Source organism: Methylobacterium sp. Leaf112 (assembly GCF_001423295.1).
Classification (GTDB): Bacteria; Pseudomonadota; Alphaproteobacteria; order Rhizobiales; family Beijerinckiaceae; genus Methylobacterium.
The window spans coordinates 1-21,878 of record NZ_LMNG01000012.1 but is presented as its reverse complement, the minus strand read 5'-3'; the positions used below and the strand labels follow the sequence as shown (position 1 = coordinate 21,878).

The following is a 21,878-nucleotide window of genomic DNA, read 5'->3' as shown; positions in this document are numbered from 1 at the left end:
GTACAGATCGAAAGACAGTGCCGATGAAATCCCGCGCGCCGAGCCCGCCGACCCTGGTCGAGACGGTGACCCAGGCCATCGCCGAGCGCATCGCGAGCCGCCAGCTCGCACCCGGAGCCCGCCTGCCCTCCGTGCGGAGCTTCGCCGAATCCATGGGCGTGTCGAAATCGACCGTGGTGGAGGCCTACGACCGGCTCGGTGCCGAGGGCGCCATCGTGGCGCGGCGGGGCTCGGGCTTCTACGTCGCCGGCAAGACCCGCCCGCTCTGCCTCAAGACCGTGGGGCCGGAACTCGACCGGGCCGTCGATCCCCTCTGGATCACCCGTCAGTCGATGCAATCCGGCCCGGACCTGCTGAAGCCCGGCTCGGGATGGCTGCCGACGGCGTGGATGCCGGGCGACGCGATCCGCCGCAGCCTGCGCCACCTCGCCCGAGAGGGCACGCGCAGCCTCGTCTGCTACGACCAGCCCCTGGGCCTCGCCCCGCTTCGCGCCCAGATCGCGCGCCGGATGGAGGAGAAGGGCATCGTCGCCGATGCCGACCAGATCCTCTTGCTCGATTCGGCGACGCAGGCCGTCGACCTCCTGTGCCGCTTCCTCCTGGCGCCGGGCGACACGGTGGTGGTGGATGACCCCTGCTACTTCAACTACCACGCGCTCCTGCGCGCCCACCGGGTCACGGTGGTCGGGGTGCCGTTCACGCCCACGGGGCCGGATCTCACGGCCCTGGAGACGCTCCTGTCGGAGCACCGTCCCCGATTCTACCTGACGAACTCGGCCCTCCATAACCCCACGGGCGCGACCCTCGCCCCGGCCATCGTCCACCGGGTGCTGCGCCTGGCGGAGGCGCACGACACCCTGATCATTGAGGACGACATCTTCGGCGATCTCGAGCCCGAACCGGCGCCCCGGCTCGCCGGTTTCGACGGGCTCCAGCGGGTGATCCAGGTAGGCAGCTTCTCGAAGACCCTGTCGGCCTCCGTGCGCTGCGGCTTTCTCGCCGTGCGGCCGGACTGGATCGAGCCCCTCGTCGATCTCAAGCTCGCCATGAGTCTCGGCAACGGCCACCTCGCCGCCCTGCTCATGCATCGCCTGATCACCGACGGCACCTACCGCCGCCACCTTTCGGAGATTCGCGAAAAGCTCGCCCGCGATCGTGGCCTCGCGGCGCGACGCCTGGAAGCGGCAGGCTTGACGCTCTGGACCGAGCCGCGCGGCGGCCTGTTCCTGTGGGCCGCCCTGCCGGAGGGCCTCGATTCGGGCGACGTCGCCCGCCGCGCGCTCGGCCAGGGCGTCGTGCTGGCGCCGGGGGCGGCGTTCAGCACCTCCGGGGCGGGTACGCGCTTCCTGCGCTTCAACGTCGCCCATTGCGCCGAACCGCGTATCTTCTCGGTGCTGGACGCGGCGATGCAGGGTGGGCCTGCATGACACGCTCGACAGGTTTGATACGCCCGCCCGTGCCACAGGGACGGTTTTCGGCTATGAGCGGTTGACAGGGGCGGCCCAGCCTCGCCACATCCCGGCTATCATGAGCGAAGCAATCCCGACCACCCAGATCGCCTCCGCCAGCGCGGAGAAGCCCCCCCTGGAGATTCTGCTCTGCGCCCCGCGCGGGTTCTGCGCCGGCGTGGTGCGGGCCATCGACGTGGTCGAGCGCGCGCTCGCCATTTACGGACCGCCGGTCTACGTCCGGCACGAGATCGTCCACAACAAATACGTGGTCGAGAGCCTGAAGCGCAAAGGCGCCGTGTTCGTGCGTGAGCTCGACGAGGTGCCGGACGGCTCCGCCCCGGTGATCTTCTCCGCCCACGGCGTCGCCAAGACCGTCCCGAACAACGCCGATTCGCGCGGGCTCACCACCATCGACGCCACCTGCCCCCTGGTGACCAAGGTTCACCGCGAGGCCGAGATCCACCACAAGCGCGGCCGCCACGTTCTCCTCGTGGGCCATTCGGGCCATCCTGAGGTGGTCGGCACCATGGGCCAGTTGCCCGCCGGCTCCATCACCCTGGTGGAAGACCTCGAGCAGATCGCCGCCCTTGAGCCTGAGAGCCGCGACAACCTCGCCTGGGTGACGCAGACGACCCTGTCGGTGGACGACACCCACCACATCGTCGAGGCCCTGAAGAAGAAGTTCCCGACCATCACCGGGCCGCACAAGGACGACATCTGCTACGCCACCACCAACCGCCAGGAGGCGGTGAAGCAGGTGGCCCCCCTCGTCGATGCCGTGATCGTCGTGGGCTCGTCCAACTCCTCGAACTCGCAGCGCCTGCGCGAGGTCGCCGAGCGCGTCGGCTGCCCGATCACCCGCCTCGTGCTGCGCGCCGAGGAGATCGACTGGGAGGCGTTCAAGGACGTGCGCCGCCTCGGCCTCACCGCCGGCGCCTCGGCCCCGGAAGTGCTAGTGGAAGAGATCATCGACGCCTTCGCCGCCCGCTACACCGTCACGGTGGACACGGTCTCGACGGTGGTGGAGGACATGTCCTTTCCGCTGCCGCGCGAACTGCGCAGCGAAGCCGCCGAGTAGACGCGGCCTTTCCATTGATTCGACCTGCAGGGGCGCCCATCGGCGCCCTTGTTCTTTTTGAACCCCCAACCTTCGAGCGAACCGCCCGTGGCCGTCTACACCGAGGTCTCCGACGAGGCGCTGACCCGCTTCCTCAGCGCCTACGACATCGGCACCCTGCTCTCGTACAAGGGCATCGCCGAGGGCGTCGAGAACACCAACTTCTTCGTACACACCACGGCCGGCGCCTACATCCTCACCCTGTACGAGAAGCGGGTGCGCCTGGACGACCTGCCGTTCTTCCTCAACCTCATGGAGCATCTCGCCGCGCGCGGCCTCGCCTGCCCGCAGCCGATCCGCAACCGCGCCGGCGTGGCGCTCGGCGAACTCTGCGGCCGTCCGGCGGTGATCGTCAGCTTCCTCGAAGGCGTTTCGGTCAAACGGCCGAATCCCGACCATTGCCGCGCGCTGGGCGGGGCGCTGGCGGGCCTGCACGCCGCCGGCAGCGATTTTCCCATGCGGCGCGACAACAGCCTCTCGGTCGAAGCCTGGGGTCCGCTGTTCCGGGGCGCCGAACCCCAGGCCGACGGCGTGGCGCCGGGCCTCGCCGAGCGAGTGCGCGGCGACCTCGCGGTTCTCGAAGCCGGCTGGCCGCGCGGTCTGCCCTCGGGCGTGATCCACGCCGACCTCTTCACCGACAACGTGTTCTTCATCGGCGACGACCTGTCGGGCCTCATCGACTTCTACTTCGCCTGCACCGACGCCTTCGCGTACGACCTCGCCATCTGCCTCAACGCGTGGTGCTTCGAGGCCGACGGCACTTTTGACCGCGACCGGGGCGCGGCCCTCATCGCCGGGTACGAGACCGTCCGGCCCCTGACCCCGCCAGAGGTCGCCGCCCTGCCGATCCTGTGCCGGGGCGCGGCCCTGCGCTTCCTGCTGACCCGCCTGGTCGATTGGCTGAACGTGCCGCCGGGCGCCCTGGTCCAGCCGAAGGACCCCCTGGAATACGACCGCCGCTTGACGTTCCACCGCACGGCGACACGGGCCGAGGATTACGGGCGCGGCGCCTGATCGGGGCCGTGCTTCAGTTCCAAGTGTGCAGCACCGTCCGCCACCCGTCACCCTGGCGCTCCAGGACGTTGACCCAGTTTCCGCTGAACACCTTGCGGGCGCCGCCGTCCCCGGGGCCGCTCGCCTCCCAGCGTCCACTGGCGAGGAGGAGGTCGCCCTTCGCTTTCGCCGACTGGACCGTCAGCTTGTGATCCGCGAACCCCTTCGACTTCAGATTGGTGAAGTAGGCCTGGATGCTCGGGCCGCCCGAGAGCGGCGCCCCCTTCGTGACGACTTCGGCGTCGGTGCCGTAGAGCGTCGTCAGTGCGTCCATATCCCCGGTGTTGAAGCTCTGGTCCCAGCGGTCGGCCGCCGCCTGGGCCGTGGCCTTCGGATCATCCGCGAAGGCCGGCGCCGACATCGCGAGGCCAGCCATGAGGACAATGGCACAGGTTTCGGAACGGAAGGGCATGGCGTTCTCCCTATCGAAAGCTCGGTTGATTCCCGAAACGACAGTGTCCGCCTAAAATTCGTATCTTGAAAGCTTGATAAGAGCTGCCGAACTTTTGGCCGGTCCGGCCGCCTCGTCGGCGAAAACCATATCCAGGCGACGGCACAGACCTCGAATGCAGGGAGGCATGAAAAAGCCCGGGGGATCACCCCGGGCCCGCATGGTCTCGGTGGGTGACCGAAGCGTCAGATCACCTTGAGCAGCGCGTCGACGCCGGAGATCTCGGTCTTGGCCGGCGAATCCTCGACGTTGAGCACCCGCACGACGCCGTCCTCCACCAGCATGGCGTAGCGCTTCGAGCGCGGCCCGAGGCCGAAGCCCGTGCCGTCCATGTCGAGGCCCAGCGCCTTGGCGAATTCGGCGTTGCCGTCGGCGAGGAATTCGAGGGCCTCGGCACCGCTGGCCTTCTGCCAGGCGTCGAGGACGAACACATCGTTGACGGAGGTGATCGCCACGGCATCAATGCCGCGCGCCTTGATCTCGGCCTGCTTCTCGACGAAGCCCGGCAGGTGGTTGCGGTGGCAGCTCGGGGTGAACGCCCCCGGAACGCCCACGAGGACGACCCGACGCCCCTTGAACACGTCGTCCGTGGTCCGGGCCTCGGGGCCGTCCTTGCCGCTGACGCGGAACGTGACCTGGGGCAGGTGGTCGCCAACCTGGATCGTCATGGGTGATCTCCTGCGGGCGTCGCGCCCGTACGTCCCTGCCGTCTATCGCGCGGGCTCCCGCGTGTCGAGGCAACCGCGACGGCCGTGCACACGCGGCCGAACGCCTTGCTGCGCCTCTCGGATTTGCGCCTTGGACAAGGGCACCGACGGGCGTAGCATGGGGTATGCAGTCATCACGGTCCCAGTCGGGTGATCCCGCCTCCCTCGAAGGCCAGTTCCTGGTCGCCATGCCGGGGCTCACGGATGCGCGCTTCTCGCGCTCGGTGATCTATCTCTGTGCCCACTCGGCGGATGGAGCCATGGGCATCATCCTGAACAAGCCGGTTCAGAACCTCAACATGCCCGACCTGCTGATCCAACTCGAGATCGCCACCGAACTCGACGCCATCCGCCTGCGCGAGCGGGTCGGCCACATGCCCGTGCTCATGGGCGGCCCGGTGGATGCCAAGCGCGGCTTCGTGCTGCACACGGACGATTTCCACATCGACCAGTCGACCCTGATCATCGACGACGGCATCTGCCTCACCGCCACCGTCGATATCCTGCGGGCCATCGCCAACGGCGCCGGTCCCGCCAGCGCCGTCCTGGCGCTCGGCTATGCCGGATGGCAGGCCGGCCAGCTCGAGAACGAGATCCTGGCCAACGGCTGGCTCACCTGCCCGGCCGACCCGGAGCTGATCTTCAACACCGCCCTCGATGCGAAGTACGAACGCACCCTGCGCGGCATCGGCATCGACCCGGCCATGCTGTCGATGGATGCCGGCCACGCCTGAATCAGGGTCCGAAGGGCGAGCCCCTCGCGGGTCAGGGCAAGAGTTTTGAGAAACCGGCCCTGATTCTTCGTCGGTCTCTGCCCGGCACCCGCCAAAGGGATGATCCCTCTCGAAACCCCTACTCCGGAAAAGCCGGCGCGCCGCCGGCATCCGGGTTCATTCCCTCGACGGACGGTTGCGGCTTGCGGCGCGGCCGTGGGGCGGCGGCCGCCGTAGGGGCGGCGCTGGCGGTGTTGACGCCGAGGCGGGTGGCGAGCGCGAGGGCTCGGCCTTCGGTGAAGCGCAGATTGCAGAAGCCGTGCGCGCCTTCCCGGGCATAAGTCCGGCACAGCTGCTCGCGGTCGGACGAGAACGCCGCCTGCTCGGTGACGATGGGGCGGACGTCCTGTCCGCGCGCCCGCTGGGTCATGAGCTTGTAGTTCTCACGGACCGCGCGGTCGGCCGTGCCGCGCGCGCCGTCGAATTCGGCCGCCCGCGGGATCAGGGTCGCGGCGGCTGGCCCCCACAGGCCCGCCGGCGTGGTGGCGCAATCGGCGGCCGCCACGGTGCAGATCGGCGTGGCCCCGAGGGATGTCACCAGCACACCGCCGTCCACCACCTCGAAGCGCAGGGGGCAGGTGGCCCCGGCGGCTTCGAAGCGGGCGAGTCCGTCGGGTCGCCCTTCGGCCGTGAGGGTCGCGGGCGTGCCGCCGTTCCACGGCACGGTGCAGCTCTCGCTCGGCTGGGACACCTTGGTGCCCGGCAGGATCATGCGGGCGGTCGTGCCGCCCCCGGTCTTTTCCAGCTTCAGGCTGCCGTTGAGGCCGTTGTGCATCAGCTCCTGGCCGACGACGTTGTCCTCCGGCGGCGCCTTGAGAACCACGGGCTGCTTCGGAACCGCAGGCGCGCGCGGCACCTCCGCAGTCGGCGCATCCCCCGGGGCGCCCGGAGGCGGCGCGATGGGCGAGCCCGGCTGGACGCCACCCGGGACGCCGCGGGGCGGAACCGGCGGCTTGGCGGCGCGCCCGATTCCGAACAGCTCCTCGAAGAAGTTCTGCGCGGCGGCCGGGCTGGGTGGCGCGAGCAGCAGGGGTGCGAGGAGGAGGGCGCGGGTCAACGGGGGCATCGGGACTTTCCGGCTGTGGGAACTCGCCGGCCGCGGGAGCTCGCCGGCCGCAGGAACTGCGAGATCAACTCGCGGATGAACACGGCCACCCGTCAGCCTACCATGGGGGCCATGGCTTGAACGTGGCGCCGTTACAACAGAATCGCGGCGGCGGGCCGTGGGAATTCGCGTCCTCGGCCGGGATCGAGCCGCTGCGAGAACGGGATAACGCCCTCGGGCGCGATCCGCTCCGAGGGCGCGCCCGGTTCCCCCGGGTCGTTTCCGGTTCGCCTTGCGGCTCCGCATCCCCCTTCTTATATCCGGCGGGACGCGGGATTAAGACCCGAGCCTGAGCGTTTCGCGACGTTCGGCCCGGGCGCGATCCGGCTCGCCAATCTCAGTTTTTCACCGCCATGGGCCGAGCTGCTTCGGGGCTCGGCGGTCTGCTTGACCAAGCACAACAGAGGGATCCCACCATGGGTAAAGTTATCGGTATCGACCTCGGCACCACCAATTCCTGTGTTGCCGTGATGGAGGGCTCGCAGCCCAAGGTCATCGAGAACGCGGAAGGTGCGCGCACCACGCCGTCCATCGTCGCCTTCCTCGACGACGGCGAGCGCCTCGTCGGCCAGCCGGCCAAGCGCCAGGCGGTCACCAACCCGGAACACACCTTCTTCGCCATCAAGCGCCTCGTCGGCCGCACCTACGACGATCCGATGACGCAGAAGGACAAGGGCCTCGTGCCCTACAACATCGTCCGCGGTGACAACGGCGACGCCTGGGTCGAGGCCGACGGCAAGAAGTATTCGCCCTCGCAGATCTCCGCCTTCACCCTGCAGAAGATGAAGGAGACGGCGGAAGCCCATCTCGGCCAGCCGGTGACGCAGGCCGTCATCACCGTGCCCGCCTACTTCAACGACGCCCAGCGCCAGGCCACCAAGGACGCGGGCAAGATCGCCGGCCTCGAAGTGCTGCGCATCATCAACGAGCCCACCGCCGCGGCGCTGGCCTACGGCCTCGACAAGAAGAAGGCCGGCACCATCGCGGTGTACGATCTCGGCGGTGGCACCTTCGACGTGTCGATCCTGGAGATCGGCGACGGCGTGTTCGAGGTGAAGTCCACCAACGGCGACACCTTCCTCGGCGGCGAGGACTTCGACAACCGCGTGGTCGAGTACCTCGCGGCGGAGTTCAAGCGGGAGCAGGGCATCGACCTGACGAAGGACAAGCTCGCGCTCCAGCGCCTCAAGGAAGCCGCCGAGAAGGCCAAGATCGAGCTGTCCTCCGCGACCCAGACCGAGATCAACCTGCCCTACATCACGGCCGACGCCTCCGGGCCGAAGCACCTCGCGCTCAAGCTCAGCCGCGCCAAGTTCGAGTCCCTCGTGGACGACCTCGTCCAGCGCACCATCGAGCCCTGCCGCAAGGCCCTCAAGGATGCGGGCGTCTCGGCCTCCGAGATCGACGAAGTCGTGCTCGTCGGCGGCATGATCCGCATGCCGAAGATCCAGGAAGTGGTGAAGTCGTTCTTCGGCAAGGAGCCCCACAAGGGCGTCAACCCCGACGAGGTCGTGGCCATCGGCGCGGCGGTCCAGGCCGGCGTGCTCCAGGGCGACGTGAAGGACGTTCTGCTCCTCGACGTCACCCCGCTGTCGCTCGGCATCGAGACCCTGGGCGGCGTGTTCACCCGCCTCATCGACCGCAACACCACCATCCCGACGAAGAAGTCCCAGACCTTCTCGACGGCCGAGGACAACCAGAACGCCGTCACCATCCGGGTCTTCCAGGGTGAGCGCGAGATGGCGGCCGACAACAAGATGCTCGGTCAGTTCGACCTCATGGGCATCCCGCCGGCCCCGCGCGGCATGCCGCAGATCGAGGTGACCTTCGACATCGACGCCAACGGCATCGTCAACGTGACGGCCAAGGACAAGGCGACGAACAAGGAGCACCAGATCCGCATCCAGGCCTCGGGCGGCCTCTCGGATGCGGATATCGAGAAGATGGTCAAGGATGCCGAGGCCAATGCCGAAGCGGACAAGAAGCGTCGCGAGCTCGTCGAGGTGAAGAACCAGGGCGAGAGCCTCGTCCACGCCACCGAGAAGTCGGTCAAGGAGTACGGCGACAAGGTCTCGGCCGACGACAAGGGTGCCATCGAGACCGCCATTACGGCGCTGCGCACGGCCCTCGAAGGCGACGACGTCGAGACCATCAAGGCTCGCACAACCGACGTGATGCAGGCGTCGATGAAGCTCGGCGAGGCCATGTACGCGGCCAACCAGGGCGGTGAGGCCGGGGCCGAGGCGCCGGCCGGCGAAGCCAAGAAGGACGACGTCATCGACGCCGACTTCCAGGAAGTCGATGACAAGGACCAGAAGAAGCGGGCATAACGCCCCTTGAGAAACGGGGGGTCGGAGTAATCCGGCCCCTCGCCATGTCTGGTCAGATGACGGTGCGGTCCCCGGTGGATGCCGGCGCGCCGAACGACTTTTGAGGGCGGGTATGTCGAAGCGGGACTATTACGAGATTCTTGGCGTCGCCAAGACCGCGACCGACGGCGAGATGAAAGTCGCCTTCCGCAAGCTCGCCATGACCTACCATCCCGATCGCAATCCCGGGAATGCGGAGGCCGAGGTCAAGTTCAAGGAAGTCAACGAGGCCTACCAGACCCTGACCGACGGCCAGAAGCGCGCAGCCTACGACCGCTTCGGCCATGCCGCATTCCAGCAGGGCGGCGGGGGCGGCCCCGGATTCGGCAACGAGTTCGGCGATTTCATGTCGGACATCTTCGACAATTTCTTCGGCGACGGACGCGCGGCCCCCGGCGGTGCGCGAGCCGGCGCGGGCGGACGCGGCGGTTCCACCCGCGAGCGCGGCGCCGATCTGCGCTACAACCTCGAGATCTCCCTGGAGGAGGCCTTCGCCGGCAAGGCGGAGACCATCAAGATGGCGACCGCCGTCACCTGCGAGGTGTGCTCGGGGTCGGGTGCCAAGGCCGGCTCGAAGCCGCGCCCGTGCCAGACCTGCGGCGGCTACGGCCGCGTACGCGCCGCGCAGGGGTTCTTCGCCATCGAGCGGACCTGCCCGAACTGCCACGGACGCGGCGAGGTCATCGACGATCCGTGCGGCAATTGCTCGGGCGCCGGCCGCGTCACGCGCGAGCGCACCCTGTCGATCAACGTGCCGGCGGGCGTCGACGACGGCCTGCGCATCCGTCTCGCCGGCGAGGGCGAGACCGGCCTGCGCGGCGGCCCGGCGGGCGACCTCTACGTGTTCCTCTCGATCAAGCCGCACGAATTCTTCCAGCGCGACGGCGCCGATCTGTTCTGCCGGGTGCCGATCAACATGGTGACGGCGGCCCTGTCGGGCGAGATCACCGTGCCGGTCATCGACGGCTCGCAGACCCAGGTGCGGATCCCGGCCGGCACGCAGACGGCCAAGCAGTTCCGCATCAAGGGCAAGGGCATGCCGGTGCTGCGCGCCCGCGAGGTCGGCGACCTCTACATCCAGGTGTTCGTCGAGACGCCGCAGAATCTGACCAAGCGCCAGCGCGAGCTGCTGCAGGAATTCGGTCAGTCGGCTTCCGACGAGAACCACCCCGAGAGCGCGGGCTTCTTCTCCAAGGTCCGCGAGTTCTTCGACGGACTCGGCGGTACCGCCCGACAGTGAACACGGTGCGGGATCGAACGGCCGCGAAGCCGGTTATGATTGTGGCTGGGCCGCACCGCTCGACCGAACGCACGACCGGACCCGGGGGCGAAGCGCCGATGCGGCTTGACTGTACACGGCCTTCGGCGTCTAGCCTTTCCTTCCCAAACCGTGATCTGAGGGCCTAGGGTCTTGCCGCCGCTCCGCCGTCCCAGCACCAAACTCCAAGCCGCCCTCGGCGCTCTCCAGGGTGCGCCCGGTGCCCCGCGCGTGCGGCGCGATCCGCTGGAGGACGAGGCCCGCTTCCTGCGCTCCTGGTTCGAGCGTCCCCTCGTCACGGGGTCGGTGACCCCGTCGGGCAAGATGCTCGCCCGCACCATGGCGTCCTACGTCGATCCGCGCATGGCCGGGCCGGTCATCGAACTCGGGCCGGGTACGGGTCCGGTGACGGAAGCCCTCGTGCGACGGGGCATCGAGCAGGAGCGCCTGATCCTGGTCGAGTACAACCCGGATTTCTGCCGGCTGCTGCGGACGCGGTTTCCCCGGGCCACCGTGGTGCAGGGCGATGCCTACGACATCACCGCCACCCTCGGGGCCCTCGTCCACGAAAAGGCCGCCGCCACGGTGTCGAGCCTTCCGCTGTTCACCAAGCCCCTGGAACAGCGTCTCAAGCTCCTCAACGCCGCCCACGCCATGATGCATGCGGGCGCGCCCTTCGTGCAGTTCACCTACGCGGTGGTTCCGCCGATTCCCGAGCGCTGCGATGCCGGGACCTATACGGCGAGTCGTTCCAACCGCGTCTGGCTCAACCTGCCGCCGGCGCGTGTCTGGGCCTATCGCCGTCCCTGACGCAGGGCTGAACGGCTCCCGGCCACGGCGTTCAGCCGTCGCGATCTAGGTTCTCCTGACGGGGTCGAGATGTCGTCGACCCCCTAAGACCGGGAGACCGTCATGGCTTTTCGCCCCCACACGCTGCTCGTCCGAAGCCGCCGCCTCGCCGCTGGCCTCGCCCTCGCGATCGGCCTCGGAATCGGCGGTGCCCAAGCGCTGCCGTTCGCCGATGTCGGACCGCAAGCCGAGTTCGTGCCCGTCTACGACCATGACGGCTACGGTCACCGGGGCTACGATCGCGGGCATCATCATCGCGGCCATGACCGCGGCTGGGGTGGTCACCATCGCGGCTGGGATCACGACCGTGGCTACGGCCGGCGCCACTGGGGCCACCATCACCACCATCATCACGACGGCCGCGGCCGGGGTTACGACCGATACTGATCGGTCAGGCGATCCTGTCGCGGAGCAGGGCATCGGCCGGCTGAGGCTCGGCCGTGATGAGGTAGGCCGCTCGCAGGGCCGCCTCGGCCCGGTCCGCCGAGGCGGCGTCCCTTGCGTGGATCGTGGCGAGCGGCCGGTCGGGACCGACCGCGTCGCCGGCCCTTGCGAGGCCGGTGAACCCCACGGCGGGGTCGATGGCGTCCTGCGGCCGGGTCCGGCCACCGCCGAGGCCGATGACGGCGAGACCGATGTCGCGGGTCGCCGCCCGGCGGATGACGCCGGCCTCCGGCACCGTCACGGTCCGCACGACGGCGGCCCTGGCGAGGTACTGCCCAGGCCGCTCGGCGAGGTCGGTCGGTCCGCCGAGCGCCGCGACCATGCTGGAAAAGATCTCCAGGGCACGCCCCGAATCGAGGGCTTCCTCCAGCTGCGCCCGCGCGGCGGGCAGGGCGTCCGAAAGGCGGCCCAGCACCAGCATCTCGGCAGCGAGTTCGACGGTGATGGCATGGAAGGCGGGCTCCCGCGCCCGCCCGCCGAGATAATCCAGAGTGTAGGCTACCTCCAGGGCGTTGCCCGCCGCAGAGGCGAGGGGCGAATCCATGTCGGTCACGAGCGTCACGGTGGGAAGACCGGCCCCGCCCGCCACGCCCACGATGGCCTCACCGAGGCCGCGCGCCTGGTCCGGCCCCGCCATGAACGCGCCCGAACCGACCTTCACGTCCATCACCAGACCGTCGAGGCCGGCAGCGAGCTTCTTCGACAGGATCGACGCCGTGATGAGGTCGAGGGATTCCACCGTCCCGGTGACGTCGCGGATGGCGTAGAGGCGGGCATCGGCCGGCGCGAGGTCGGGCGTCTGGCCGATGATGGCGCAACCGACCTCTTTCGTGACCCGCCGGAACCGGTCGAGGTCCGGGCGCGCGTCGTAGCCCGGAATGGCCCCGAGCTTGTCGAGGGTGCCGCCCGTGTGCCCGAGGCCGCGCCCGGAGATCATCGGCACGTAGCCGCCGCAGGCCGCCACCAGGGGCGCCAGGGCAAGGCTGACGGCGTCTCCGACGCCCCCGGTGGAGTGCTTGTCGAGAACGGGACCGGGAAGGTCCCATCTCAGGACCGTGCCCGATTGCGTCATCGCCCGGGTCAGGGCGATGCGCTCGTCCTGGGACATGCCGCGGAAGAACACCGCCATGGCGAAGGCCGCCGCCTGCCCCTCGGTGACGCGTCCATCGGTCAGGCCGGCGATGAACTCGGCGATGCGAGCCGGATCGAGGGCGAGCCCGTCGCGCTTCGCCCGGATGATCTCCTGCGGCAGCATCATGGGCTCGTGTCCCCGGCTGCCACGAGGGCGGCATGAAGACCGCTCGCCCCGATGCGGAAGGTTCCGGGCGTCGCCCAATCCGGCCCCATGATGCGGTCGGCGAGGGCGAGATACAGGGCGGCATCGGCCACGGTCCGAATGCCGCCCGAGACCTTGAGGCCGTGTTCGCCGCCGGCCGCCCGGATGGCCAGCAGCATGATCTCGGCGGCCTCCGGGGTCGCCGAGACGGCGGATTTGCCCGTGGACGTCTTGATCATGTCGGCGCCCGCCGCAAGGGCGAGGCGGCTCGCCCCTTCGATCAGCTCCGGCGTGGCGAGTTCTCCGGTTTCCAAGATCACCTTGAGGCAGGCCGGCCCGCAGGCGTCCCGCACGGCCGTCACCATCGCGCGTGCCGGTTCGGGGCGGCCTTCGCGGAGGGCGCGGTAGGGCAGGACGAGGTCGATCTCGTCGGCGCCGTCCGCAAGGGCCGCGCGGGTGTCGGCGACGGCCCGTTCCGCATCTTCCCCGCCGGCCGGAAAGTTGATCACCGTCGCCACCGCCACGCCCGACCCGGCGAGGAGCCCGGCGGCCTGCGCGACGAACCGGGGCCAGACGCAGATTGCCGCGACGCCGCTGGCGCGGGCGGCTCCGCACAGGGCCTCGATGGCGCCCTCCGTGCAGGTATCGCCGAGATCGGTGAGGTCGAGGAGCGGGAGGGCGCGCCGCGCAGTCGAGGCTTCAGTCATGCGTGGGGCTCCGGCAGGCGGGCGACGAAGGCTTCGGCGAGGCGGGCGAGGTCGGCGGCCGCCCGCGCCGCCACGGCTTTGGTCTCGGCGTGGTGCGGGTCGCCGCCGCCGATGCCGGCGGCCAGGTTGGTCACCACCGAGACCGCCGCCACGGGCAGGCCGAGGAATCGGGCGAGGATCGTCTCGGGCACCGTGGACATGCCGACGAGGTCGGCGCCGAGGATCCCGGCCATGCGGACCTCCGCCGGCGTCTCGAAGCTCGGCCCCGAGAACCACGCGTAGACCCCCTTGTGCAGGGTCAGGCCACAGGCGCCGGCCGCGGCGTGGAGCGTGTCCCGCAGGCCGGGGGCGTAGGCGCCCACCATGGGGACGAAGCGCCCGTCGCTCGCTTCCCCGACGAGGGGATTGAAGCCCGACAGGTTGATGTGGTCCGTGAGCGCCACGAGCTGCCCCGGACCCGCCTCCGGCCGGAGCGACCCGGCGGCGTTCGTCAGGAGCAGGGCACGGGCGTCCAGGGCCCGCGCGACACCGAGGGGCACCCGCATGGCGGCGGCGTTCCCGGTTTCGTACGCGTGGGCGCGGCCCTCGAACACGAGTACGCGGCGTCCGCCGAGCCGCCCGGCATGGAGCCGCCCGCCATGGCCGCTGACACCCGGCGCGGGAAAACCCGGGATCTCTCCATAGGGCAGCGCGTGGGCCTCGGCGAGGCGCTCCACCAGGGCGCCGAGGCCGGTGCCCGTCACGATGGCGCAGGCGAACGGGCCCGCGAACCCTTGTGCCCGCAGGCGTTCGACGGTCGCAGCGAGCCCGGACGCGTCAGGCATGGGCGAGGTTCTCCGGCCCGAACGAATCCGGCAGCAGGCCCCCGAGGGTGAACCGGGCGCGGATGCCGTCGTCGTCGGCCACGTGGATCACGGTGTCGGGGGTGGAGAATTCACGGATGCGCTGGCGGCAGGCGCCGCAGGGGGTGACGAGGCCCGGCCCGGGCCCCATCACCAGCATGGCGCGGATCGCCCGCCCGCCCTCCGCCACCATGGCGGCGATGGCCCCGGCTTCGGCGCAGGTGCCCACCGGATAGGCCGCGTTCTCGACGTTGCAGCCGGCATGGACCCGGCCGTCCGCGTCCCGCAGGGCGGCGCCGACGGCAAAGCGCGAGTACGGCGCGTAGGCCCGCGCGCGGGCGACGCGGGCGGCGTCGAACAGGCTCTGGAGATCGGGGTCCATGCGCGATGTTTGGCATCGATGCCGGAGCCCTGTCGAGGGATCATCGACAGGGCGCCACCGGCCTTTTAAGACGCGAGGGACGAGAATGGCGGCAGGGACGGACGGCGATGCTGGGTCGGTTTGAACGGAGTGCGTCGGGCGAGGCGACGGTGGAGTACGGCGACGGCACCATGCGGGTGGTGAAGCCCGGCCGCTTCGTGCGCTGCGCCGTCACGGGCGCGCCCATCGAACTCGACGCCCTGCGCTACTGGAGCGCCGTGCATCAGGAAGCCTACGCGACTCCGGAGGCGGTGATGCAGCGCCTGCGCGAGCGCGCCGTCGCGGGCTGATCCTCAGCCGCCGGTCCTGTTCTCAGCCGCCGGTCATGGGCGGGAAGAACGCGATCTCGGATGCGCCCGCCAGGGGCGCGTCGGGCTTGGCGTGAACACGATCGATGGCGACGCGCACGACGCCGTCCCCCTCGAAGGCGTAGGCGTATTCCTCGCCCCGGCCACGCAGCCAGCGCAGGAGATCCGCCACCGTGGCGAGGTCGCCCGGCAGGTCCACCACCTCTTCGGCCTTGCCGACGCGTTCGCGCACCCAGGCGAAGTAGACGAGCTTCATGAGACCATCTCTCAGCGCGGGTCGTCGATGACGTGCTTGATGCCCGCCCGCATGTAATCCCACCCCGTATAGAGCGTCAGGGCGGCGGCGATCCACAGCAGGTAGGTCCCGGTCTGCACCGTGCCCGGCAGGATCGTTTCGCCGGCCGGGCCCGCCACGAGGAAACCGATGGCCACGAGCTGCAGGGTGGTCTTCCACTTGGCGACCCGGCTCACCGGCACGCCGACCTTCAGTTCGGCAAGATATTCGCGCAGGCCCGAGACCAGGATCTCCCGGCACAGGATCACGATGGCGGCCCACAGGGTCCAGCCATGGATGGTGCCGTCGGCGGTGAGCATGAGGAGGCAGGCGGCCACCAGCAGCTTGTCGGCGATGGGGTCGAGCATGCGGCCGAGCGCCGAGGATTGGTCGTAGGTCCGCGCCACGTAGCCGTCGAGGTAGTCGGTGATGGCGGCGAGGATGTAGACGCCGAGGGCCGCGAACCGGGCCGTGTGCTCGACGGGCCAGTACAGCAGGGCGACGACGATGGGCACGGCCACGAGCCGCCCGTAGGTCAGGCAGTTCGCGAGCGTCCAGGCCGGCGAACGGCGGCGGGTGGGGGTCGGCTCCATCGGCGCGGTGAAACCATGGGGCGGAGTGGGGGTCAACCGCTGTGCCTCGCTCATGCTGGTCCGGCGCCCTCAGGTCTGGGCGTGGAAGAAGTCGTAGACGGCGCGGGCCGTGGCGGCGTTGACGCCGGGCGTCTTCGCCAGATCCTCGAAGGCCGCCCGCTGAATCGCCTTCACGGTTCCGAAATGGTGCAGGAGCGCGCGCTTGCGCGTCGGACCGATGCCGGCGATCTCGTCGAGCGGGTTCACCATCATCTCGCGCTTGCGCTTGGCCCGGTGGGTGCCGATGGCGAAGCGGTGGGCCTCGTCGCGCAGGCGCTGGACGAAGTACAGGGTCGGGTCGCGCGGCGGCAGCTTGAACGGCGGGCGCCCCGGCACGAAGAAGGTCTCGCGGCCGGCGTCGCGGTCGCGCCCCTTGGCGATGCCGACCAGCGCCACGTCGGTGACGCCCATCTCCTCCAGCGCCGTGCGTGCGGCGTCCAACTGGCCCTTGCCGCCGTCGATGAGGACGAGATCGGGCCAGGCCGGCATGGTCTCGGTGTCAGCCTCCGGCGCAGCGACGGCCGCCGGCTCCCCATCCGCCGCCTCGGCCTGGGCGGGCGTCCGCGGGTTCTCCTTCACGAGGCGCTTGAAGCGGCGCTGCAGCACCTCGCGCATCATCCCGTAATCGTCGCCCGGGGTCAGCTCCTCGGACTTGATGTTGAAGGTGCGGTAATGGGTCTTGGCGAAGCCCGTCGGCCCGGCGACGATCATGCCGCCCACCGCGTTCGTGCCCATGATGTGCGAGTTGTCGTAGACCTCGATGCGCCGGGGCGCGGCGGCCAAGCCGAACGATTGCCCGAGGGCCACCAGCAGCTTGCCCTGGGAGGCGGTGTCGGCGAGGCGCCGCCCCAGGGCCTCCTTGGCGTTGCGCTGGGCATACTCGACGAGGTTCTTGCGCTCGCCGCGCTGGGGCAGATGGATGTCGACCCGGTAGTCCGTGCGGCTCGACAGGGCGGCGGCGAGCAGCTCCGCATCCTCGATGACGTGGGACACGAGGACGAGACGTGGGGCCGGCTTGTCGTCGTAGAACTGGCCCATGAACGAGGCCAGCACCTCGTCGGCCGTCATGCTGCGGTCGGCCTTGGGGAAGTAGGCGCGGTTGCCCCAGTTCTGGAAGTTGCGGAAGAAGAACACCTCAATGCAGAACTGCCCCGCCTGCTCGTCGAGGGCGAACACGTCGGCCTCCTCGACGCCTTGGGTGTTGACTCCTTGCGTCCCCTGGATCGCCGAAAGAGCCGAGATCCGATCGCGAAAACGGGCGGCGCGCTCGAACTCCATCACCTCCGAGGCCGCCTGCATCTCCTCGCGCATACGGTCCTTCACGGCGTTGGACTTGCCGGCGAGGAACGCCTTCGCGTTGTCGGCGAGCGCCTGGTACTCCGGCAGGGCGATCTCGCCCGTGCACGGACCGGCGCAGCGCTTGATCTGGTAGAGCAGGCACGGCCGGGTGCGGTTCTCGTAGTAGCTGTCCGTGCAGGTGCGCAGCAGGAAGGCGCGCTGGAGCGCGTTGACCGTGCGGTTGACCGCCCAGACGTTGGCGAACGGCCCGTAATAGCTGCCCTTGCGCCGGCGCGCACCGCGATGCTTGACGATCTGCGGGGCTTCGGAATCGGCCGTGACGAGGATGTAGGGGAACGACTTGTCGTCCCGCATCAGCACGTTGAAGCGCGGCTTCAGCTGCTTGATGAGGTTGGCCTCGAGCAGCAGCGCCTCGGTCTCCGTGGCGGTGGTGACGAACTCCATCGCCGCCGTCTGCGAGATCATCCGGGCGATGCGGTTCGAATGCGCCTGCCCGCGGGCATAGGAGCCGACCCGGGCCTTCAGGTTCTTCGCTTTGCCGACGTAGAGGACGTCGCCCTTGGCATCGAACATCCGGTAGACCCCCGGGCCCGATGGCAAGGTGGTCCAGAACCGGCGGATGATCTCCGTGCCGGCCTTGACCGCGCCCTCTTCGAAATCGAAGTCGATTTCGGGCGCGTCGTCGTCCGGAGCGAGTTCGGAGGCGTCCTCCGCCTCGTCCATGGCGTCGAGATCCTCCGGCGGAGCGTCCCCGAGGCTCTGGCCGTTCGGGGTCTCGCGTTTGGTTTCGCGGCTCTTTTCGCGGCTCATGGGCCTGATCTAAGCCGCGTGGATTCGCGAGGGAAGGGGCGATCAGTCGAACAGCGCGTCGATGTCGCCCTGGTCGACGTGGCCAGCATCGCCGTCGAGCTTCGGCCCGTTGAGGAGCGAGTTCTCGTCCTCGATGTCGATCTTGCCGCCGTTGACGCCGAGGAGTTCGCTGAAGGTGTCGAGGCCGCCCCAGGCGTCGATCATCCGGTCGAGGTGTTCCTCGATGAATTTCAGCACGCCGACGATCTTGTTGATGCGCTGGCCGGTGAGATCCTGGAAGTTGCACGCCTCGAAGGCGACGACCACGCGCTCTAGGATGGCGTCGATGTTCTCGCGCCCCGCCATGGTGGTGGTCATGGCGCGCAGCATGCTGGCGTTGGTTTCGATCTCCTCGATGGCGCCGAGGATCGTGCTCGTGGCCTGCTCGGTGGAATCGACCACGGCGTCGAGCTCGCCCGCCACCCGGCGCATGCCCTTGCCGGTGTTCTCCGAGCGGTAGAGGGTCGCGATCTCCTGCTTGGTGCGGGTGATCGCATCCTTCATGATGTCGAGTTCGGAGCGCATGGCGAAGGCCTCGCTCAGCTCGCGCCGGCAGGCCTCCACCGTCTCCACGGTGCTCGTCTGGGTGACGCGGCGCAGGTCCTGGATCGCCGACAAGATCTCTTCGAGGCGGGTGTTGTTGAGGGCCACCGCCTCGGACGCGACGGCCGCCTCCGGTGCGGGCGTGGGAGCGCTCGCGGCGAGGCCGAGGCTGTCTTCGATGCGGTAACGTTTCGTGGTCATCGGTGAGATCAAGCCCGCCAGAGTTCAGCGAAGGGACCATCGGCCAAACTGGTTGCCATTTCTTGAATGCCGCAACGGTTGGGCAACCTTTACCACCCGTTCACGCTGAATCGGTTCCGGCGCCGTCGAGGACCGGTCTCGTGAAGGATTCACCACGTTCCTTCACCGGACGCCGACCCGCCCGACGCGATCCTGGCCCGAGACGGGACCCCATCGGGTCGGGTGTGTCGGGGGAAGATCATGCGGATCGAAGGGTGCGTGGCCGGCGTGGCGTTGGCCATGGGAATCACCGTGGGGGCCAGCCCGGCGGCGGCGCAGGCGGCGCCGGGCCGCTACGGCGGCGGCCTCATCGAATTCCTGATGAGCGATGCCCCGCCCCCTGCACCGGCCGGGGGCCGCTACGAGGCGGCGCCCATGCGCCGTCTCTCGTCGGGCGACCGTGTGCCCGAAGCCATGCCGCCGGCCGTCCCCGTGCCGCCGCGGGTCCGCCTCGCCGCCCTGCCGCCGGTCGAAGCGCGCCCGGAGGAGTCCGGACGCACACCGCAGATGTACGGGCGTCCTCCCGAAGCCTATGGGCGTGCGCCCGAGGCCTACGGACGCGCACCCCAGGCCTATGGGCGTGAGCCGGGGCCGGCCTACGGACAGCAGGGTGCCGAAACCATCGGCCGGGCAGCGGACCCGCGCTTCGCCCGTCAGGTCGTTGCGTATGACGGCGGCCAGCGTCCCGGCACCATCGTGGTCGATACGCCGGGGAAATTCCTCTACCTCGTCCAGCCCGGCGGGAAGGCGATCCGCTACGGCATCGGCGTCGGCCGCCCGGGCTTCGCCTGGTCGGGCCTCAAGTCCATCAGCCAGAAGCGGGAATGGCCCGACTGGACCCCGCCGTCGGAGATGATCCGGCGCCGTCCCGACCTGCCGCGCCACATGGCCGGAGGGCCCGGCAACCCGCTCGGCGCGCGGGCGCTCTACCTCGGTTCGTCGCTCTATCGCATTCACGGCACCAACGAGCCGCACACCATCGGCCAATCGGTCTCGTCGGGCTGCATCCGGATGATGAACGAGGACGTCATCGATCTGTACGAGCGCACCCCCGTGGGCACCCGCGTCGAGGTCCTCTGAAGGCGGGCAGACGCAGCGAGGGAATGGAGCCCCTCGGAACGCGGAAAGGATCGGCCCCGTATCCGGAGCCGCTCCTTTCATCAATCGAAGCCCGGCCGCCCGAGAGGGGGCGGCCGGAGCCGATCTCACACCCAGTCGTCGTCGCCGCCGCCGCCGAGGTCTCCGCCGAAATCATCGCCGGCATCGCCGCCGAACGACGCGTCCTGGAAGTCGCCGCCGCTGCCCAAGGCCGAGCCGAGGTCGGAATCACCGCCCGCCGCGGCACCGGCCGCCGGTAGACCGGCCGCCGCCGCGCTGCCGAGGGAGGAATGGCCGCCCGCGAAGGCGTTCGACAGGGCGCTTCCGAGGAGCATGCCGCCGGCCGCACCCGCCGCCATCGGCAGCGCGGTCGCCATGAAGCCGCCGCCGCGCGCAGGGGCCGCCTGCTGCTGGCCGCCCCACGGGCCGCCCTGCTGCGGACCGCCATAGCCCGGCTGCTGGCCGTATCCGGGCTGCGGCTGGCCATAGCCCGGCTGCTGCTGGCCGGGGCTGCCCCAGGCCTGACCGACCGGACGCTGCGGCTCCTGGCGCGAGGACCCGCCGCCGAAGATGCTCGACAGGAACCCGCCGCCGCCCTGGGGCTGCTGCTGGCCTGCCTGCTTGGCCTGTTCGAGCTGCTGGTTGAGGCTCTTGATCGCCTCCTCCTGCACGTAGATGAGCTGCGCCATCGCGTAGGGTGCGTAGGGCTGGGCGCGCAGCTTGTCGGCGATGAAGCGCTCGGCTTCGAGATCGCGGGGCTGGCTCGCCGCCTGCTCCAGGCGCTGGAAAATGCCGCCGATGACGTCGCGTTCTTCGCTGTTCATGGAGTTGTCCTCCTGGGGCCAAGCCGGCGGCGTTCTCACCGCGCGAGCGGTTCACAGATGGGGAACGCCGTGGGCTTTTGTCAGGGGCTCAACGCAAACTCCGCCGTTCGGATGCATCGATCCGTCACGGGCGTGCGCCGGAACACGAAAAAGCCCGGCCTTTCGGCCGGGCTTCTCACGATGACGGGAGTCCGGTGGCGCTCCGAGGGAGCGCCGGTCGGGTCCTAGTACGAGCCGAACTTGTAGTTCAGGCCGGCGCGGNCGGCCGGGCTTCTCACGATGACGGGAGTCCGGTGGCGCTCCGAGGGAGCGCCGGTCGGGTCCTAGTACGAGCCGAACTTGTAGTTCAGGCCGGCGCGGACGACGGCGAACTCGGTGTCGCGGACCTGACGGCCACCGCTGGCCAGGACGACGCCGGGGCTGTTGGTGAAGATGGTCGCGCCGGCGTTGTTGACGGCGAAGGCGCCGGCGTTGCGGTTGTTCTGCTCGAGGTTGACGTACAGGCCTTCGACCTTGAACGTCACGGCCGAGGACTTGAAGAAGTTGAAGAACGAGTCCGTGGGGAGCGCGTACTCGATGCCACCGCCGGCAGCCCAGCCGGTCTGGAAGCTGTCGCGGCTGCCGCTGTTCAGGCCGAACTCGCGTCCGCCGCCCGAACCGTAGGCGAAGCCGCCGGTGCCGTACACGAGGGTGCGGTCGAAGGCGTAGCCGAGGCGACCGCGGACGGTGCCGAAGTAGTCGAGGCTGGAGACGCCGGCCGGGTTGAAGACCTGCTGGGCGGCGAGGGGGCCGGTGGCGGAGAAGCGGTTCCGCTCACGCCCGAAGTCGACGTACTGGGCGTCGGCCTCGACACCGACGACGACGCCGGAGCCCGGGGTGAACTGGTAGTTGTAGCCGATCTGACCACCGCCGACGAAGCCGTCGTTGCTGCGGCCGTTGCCGAAGGCGATCGCCTGGGTGGTGCCCGGACGGACCAGGGTGCTGGCGC

23 protein-coding genes are annotated in these 21,878 nt (G+C 69.7%); 10 read left to right on the top strand and 13 right to left on the bottom strand.

Annotated elements, in window-relative coordinates; genetic code table 11:
• Positions 1–23 precede the first annotated feature (23 nt).
• The 3 genes from ASF52_RS06875 (at position 24) to thrB (ending at position 3,582) form a co-directional block, all read left to right on the top strand.
• On the top strand, positions 24–1,427 hold the full coding sequence (locus ASF52_RS06875; RefSeq protein WP_056169717.1) for an aminotransferase-like domain-containing protein: 1,404 nt from the start codon (positions 24–26) through the stop codon (positions 1,425–1,427).
• A 100-nt stretch (positions 1,428–1,527) separates the two neighbouring features.
• Complete coding sequence (gene ispH / locus ASF52_RS06870; protein ID WP_056169714.1) at positions 1,528–2,529, top strand: 4-hydroxy-3-methylbut-2-enyl diphosphate reductase; 1,002 nt, start codon at positions 1,528–1,530, stop codon at positions 2,527–2,529.
• An 87-nt stretch (positions 2,530–2,616) separates the two neighbouring features.
• Positions 2,617–3,582, top strand: coding sequence for a homoserine kinase (gene thrB, locus ASF52_RS06865; RefSeq protein WP_056169711.1), 966 nt, complete (start codon positions 2,617–2,619; stop codon positions 3,580–3,582).
• A 13-nt stretch (positions 3,583–3,595) separates the two neighbouring features.
• On the opposite strand, the gene ASF52_RS06860 is transcribed toward thrB, so the two are convergent.
• Both ASF52_RS06860 and ASF52_RS06855 read right to left on the bottom strand, forming a co-directional pair.
• On the bottom strand, positions 3,596–4,033 hold the full coding sequence (locus ASF52_RS06860) for a YybH family protein (RefSeq protein ID WP_056169706.1): 438 nt from the start codon (positions 4,031–4,033) through the stop codon (positions 3,596–3,598).
• Between the two features lie 224 nt (positions 4,034–4,257).
• Complete coding sequence (locus tag ASF52_RS06855; protein ID WP_056169705.1) at positions 4,258–4,740, bottom strand: peroxiredoxin; 483 nt, start codon at positions 4,738–4,740, stop codon at positions 4,258–4,260.
• Between the two features lie 164 nt (positions 4,741–4,904).
• Between ASF52_RS06855 and ASF52_RS06850 the strand changes: the two genes are divergently transcribed.
• The gene (locus ASF52_RS06850) at positions 4,905–5,513 is read left to right on the top strand and encodes a YqgE/AlgH family protein (RefSeq protein WP_056169703.1); all 609 of its coding nucleotides are present in this window, start codon (positions 4,905–4,907) and stop codon (positions 5,511–5,513) included.
• A gap of 118 nt (positions 5,514–5,631) precedes the next feature.
• Here ASF52_RS06850 and ASF52_RS06845 read toward each other — a convergent pair whose 3' ends face one another.
• Positions 5,632–6,618 carry a hypothetical protein gene (locus ASF52_RS06845; protein WP_056169701.1) on the bottom strand — a complete coding sequence of 329 codons (987 nt, stop codon included), beginning with the start codon at positions 6,616–6,618 and terminating at the stop codon, positions 5,632–5,634.
• Between the two features lie 455 nt (positions 6,619–7,073).
• On the opposite strand from ASF52_RS06845, the gene dnaK reads away from it, so the two are divergent.
• The 4 genes from dnaK (at position 7,074) to ASF52_RS21905 (ending at position 11,520) form a co-directional block, all read left to right on the top strand.
• Positions 7,074–8,987, top strand: a complete 1,914-nt coding sequence (gene dnaK / locus ASF52_RS06840; protein ID WP_056169699.1) for a molecular chaperone DnaK — start codon at positions 7,074–7,076, stop codon at positions 8,985–8,987.
• 112 nt (positions 8,988–9,099) lie between these two features.
• Positions 9,100–10,266, top strand: coding sequence for a molecular chaperone DnaJ (gene dnaJ / locus ASF52_RS06835; protein WP_056169696.1), 1,167 nt, complete (start codon positions 9,100–9,102; stop codon positions 10,264–10,266).
• A gap of 171 nt (positions 10,267–10,437) precedes the next feature.
• Positions 10,438–11,094, top strand: a complete 657-nt coding sequence (locus ASF52_RS06830) for a class I SAM-dependent methyltransferase (RefSeq protein ID WP_056169693.1) — start codon at positions 10,438–10,440, stop codon at positions 11,092–11,094.
• 102 nt (positions 11,095–11,196) lie between these two features.
• A complete protein-coding gene (locus tag ASF52_RS21905; protein ID WP_056260462.1) occupies positions 11,197–11,520 on the top strand; it encodes a hypothetical protein in 324 nt (107 codons plus the stop codon).
• A gap of 4 nt (positions 11,521–11,524) precedes the next feature.
• Here ASF52_RS21905 and deoA read toward each other — a convergent pair whose 3' ends face one another.
• From deoA to ASF52_RS06805, 4 genes are read right to left on the bottom strand one after another with little or no spacing between them, the layout of a single operon-like run.
• Positions 11,525–12,835 carry a thymidine phosphorylase gene (gene deoA, locus ASF52_RS06820; protein WP_056169688.1) on the bottom strand — a complete coding sequence of 437 codons (1,311 nt, stop codon included), beginning with the start codon at positions 12,833–12,835 and terminating at the stop codon, positions 11,525–11,527.
• Positions 12,832–13,560, bottom strand: a complete 729-nt coding sequence (gene deoC / locus ASF52_RS06815) for a deoxyribose-phosphate aldolase (RefSeq protein ID WP_056169685.1) — start codon at positions 13,558–13,560, stop codon at positions 12,832–12,834. The genes deoA and deoC overlap by 4 nt, the downstream gene beginning before the upstream one ends.
• Positions 13,557–14,384 carry a purine-nucleoside phosphorylase gene (locus ASF52_RS06810; protein WP_056169682.1) on the bottom strand — a complete coding sequence of 276 codons (828 nt, stop codon included), beginning with the start codon at positions 14,382–14,384 and terminating at the stop codon, positions 13,557–13,559. Before ASF52_RS06810 ends, deoC begins: the two co-directional genes overlap by 4 nt.
• Positions 14,377–14,784 carry a cytidine deaminase gene (locus tag ASF52_RS06805; RefSeq protein WP_056169680.1) on the bottom strand — a complete coding sequence of 136 codons (408 nt, stop codon included), beginning with the start codon at positions 14,782–14,784 and terminating at the stop codon, positions 14,377–14,379. Before ASF52_RS06805 ends, ASF52_RS06810 begins: the two co-directional genes overlap by 8 nt.
• 107 nt (positions 14,785–14,891) lie before the next feature.
• Between ASF52_RS06805 and ASF52_RS06800 the strand changes: the two genes are divergently transcribed.
• A complete protein-coding gene (locus ASF52_RS06800; protein ID WP_056169677.1) occupies positions 14,892–15,113 on the top strand; it encodes a DUF2093 domain-containing protein in 222 nt (73 codons plus the stop codon).
• 22 nt (positions 15,114–15,135) lie between these two features.
• Here the strand turns inward: ASF52_RS06800 and moaD are convergent, their stop codons facing one another.
• The 4 genes from moaD to ASF52_RS06780 form a co-directional block, all read right to left on the bottom strand.
• Positions 15,136–15,387 (bottom strand): molybdopterin converting factor subunit 1, encoded by a 252-nt coding sequence (gene moaD, locus ASF52_RS06795; protein ID WP_056169674.1) that lies wholly within the window; start codon positions 15,385–15,387, stop codon positions 15,136–15,138.
• A gap of 11 nt (positions 15,388–15,398) precedes the next feature.
• Positions 15,399–15,998, bottom strand: coding sequence for a CDP-diacylglycerol--glycerol-3-phosphate 3-phosphatidyltransferase (pgsA, locus tag ASF52_RS06790; protein WP_056169670.1), 600 nt, complete (start codon positions 15,996–15,998; stop codon positions 15,399–15,401).
• A gap of 69 nt (positions 15,999–16,067) precedes the next feature.
• Complete coding sequence (uvrC, locus tag ASF52_RS06785) at positions 16,068–18,059, bottom strand: excinuclease ABC subunit UvrC (protein WP_056170636.1); 1,992 nt, start codon at positions 18,057–18,059, stop codon at positions 16,068–16,070.
• Positions 18,060–18,188: 129 nt separating this feature from the next.
• Entirely contained in the window at positions 18,189–18,929 is a 741-nt protein-coding gene (locus ASF52_RS06780) for a protein phosphatase CheZ (protein WP_056169668.1), read from the bottom strand.
• A gap of 240 nt (positions 18,930–19,169) precedes the next feature.
• Here ASF52_RS06780 and ASF52_RS06775 point away from each other — a divergent pair, with 240 nt between their 5' ends.
• Positions 19,170–20,048 carry a L,D-transpeptidase gene (locus ASF52_RS06775; protein WP_056169665.1) on the top strand — a complete coding sequence of 293 codons (879 nt, stop codon included), beginning with the start codon at positions 19,170–19,172 and terminating at the stop codon, positions 20,046–20,048.
• A gap of 125 nt (positions 20,049–20,173) precedes the next feature.
• Here ASF52_RS06775 and ASF52_RS06770 read toward each other — a convergent pair whose 3' ends face one another.
• Together ASF52_RS06770 and ASF52_RS06765 are read right to left on the bottom strand one after the other, a co-directional pair.
• A complete protein-coding gene (locus ASF52_RS06770) occupies positions 20,174–20,890 on the bottom strand; it encodes a DUF2076 domain-containing protein (RefSeq protein ID WP_056169663.1) in 717 nt (238 codons plus the stop codon).
• Positions 20,891–21,213: 323 nt separating this feature from the next.
• Positions 21,214–21,878: outer membrane protein (locus tag ASF52_RS06765; protein WP_056169659.1), on the bottom strand; the 665-nt coding region annotated here is incomplete at its 5' end.

Coding starts and splice junctions, on each gene's coding strand:
- ASF52_RS06875 (WP_056169717.1), top strand. CDS start 24: ATGAAATCCCGCGCGCCGAGCCCGCCGACCCTGGTCGAGACGGTGACC.
- ispH (WP_056169714.1), top strand. CDS start 1,528: ATGAGCGAAGCAATCCCGACCACCCAGATCGCCTCCGCCAGCGCGGAG.
- ASF52_RS06860 (WP_056169706.1), bottom strand. CDS start 4,033: ATGCCCTTCCGTTCCGAAACCTGTGCCATTGTCCTCATGGCTGGCCTC.
- ASF52_RS06855 (WP_056169705.1), bottom strand. CDS start 4,740: ATGACGATCCAGGTTGGCGACCACCTGCCCCAGGTCACGTTCCGCGTC.
- ASF52_RS06850 (WP_056169703.1), top strand. CDS start 4,905: ATGCAGTCATCACGGTCCCAGTCGGGTGATCCCGCCTCCCTCGAAGGC.
- ASF52_RS06845 (WP_056169701.1), bottom strand. CDS start 6,618: ATGCCCCCGTTGACCCGCGCCCTCCTCCTCGCACCCCTGCTGCTCGCG.
- dnaK (WP_056169699.1), top strand. CDS start 7,074: ATGGGTAAAGTTATCGGTATCGACCTCGGCACCACCAATTCCTGTGTT.
- dnaJ (WP_056169696.1), top strand. CDS start 9,100: ATGTCGAAGCGGGACTATTACGAGATTCTTGGCGTCGCCAAGACCGCG.
- ASF52_RS21905 (WP_056260462.1), top strand. CDS start 11,197: ATGGCTTTTCGCCCCCACACGCTGCTCGTCCGAAGCCGCCGCCTCGCC.
- deoA (WP_056169688.1), bottom strand. CDS start 12,835: ATGATGCTGCCGCAGGAGATCATCCGGGCGAAGCGCGACGGGCTCGCC.
- deoC (WP_056169685.1), bottom strand. CDS start 13,560: ATGACTGAAGCCTCGACTGCGCGGCGCGCCCTCCCGCTCCTCGACCTC.
- ASF52_RS06810 (WP_056169682.1), bottom strand. CDS start 14,384: ATGCCTGACGCGTCCGGGCTCGCTGCGACCGTCGAACGCCTGCGGGCA.
- ASF52_RS06805 (WP_056169680.1), bottom strand. CDS start 14,784: ATGGACCCCGATCTCCAGAGCCTGTTCGACGCCGCCCGCGTCGCCCGC.
- ASF52_RS06800 (WP_056169677.1), top strand. CDS start 14,892: ATGCTGGGTCGGTTTGAACGGAGTGCGTCGGGCGAGGCGACGGTGGAG.
- moaD (WP_056169674.1), bottom strand. CDS start 15,387: ATGAAGCTCGTCTACTTCGCCTGGGTGCGCGAACGCGTCGGCAAGGCC.
- pgsA (WP_056169670.1), bottom strand. CDS start 15,998: ATGGAGCCGACCCCCACCCGCCGCCGTTCGCCGGCCTGGACGCTCGCG.
- uvrC (WP_056170636.1), bottom strand. CDS start 18,059: ATGGACGAGGCGGAGGACGCCTCCGAACTCGCTCCGGACGACGACGCG.
- ASF52_RS06780 (WP_056169668.1), bottom strand. CDS start 18,929: ATGACCACGAAACGTTACCGCATCGAAGACAGCCTCGGCCTCGCCGCG.
- ASF52_RS06775 (WP_056169665.1), top strand. CDS start 19,170: ATGCGGATCGAAGGGTGCGTGGCCGGCGTGGCGTTGGCCATGGGAATC.
- ASF52_RS06770 (WP_056169663.1), bottom strand. CDS start 20,890: ATGAACAGCGAAGAACGCGACGTCATCGGCGGCATTTTCCAGCGCCTG.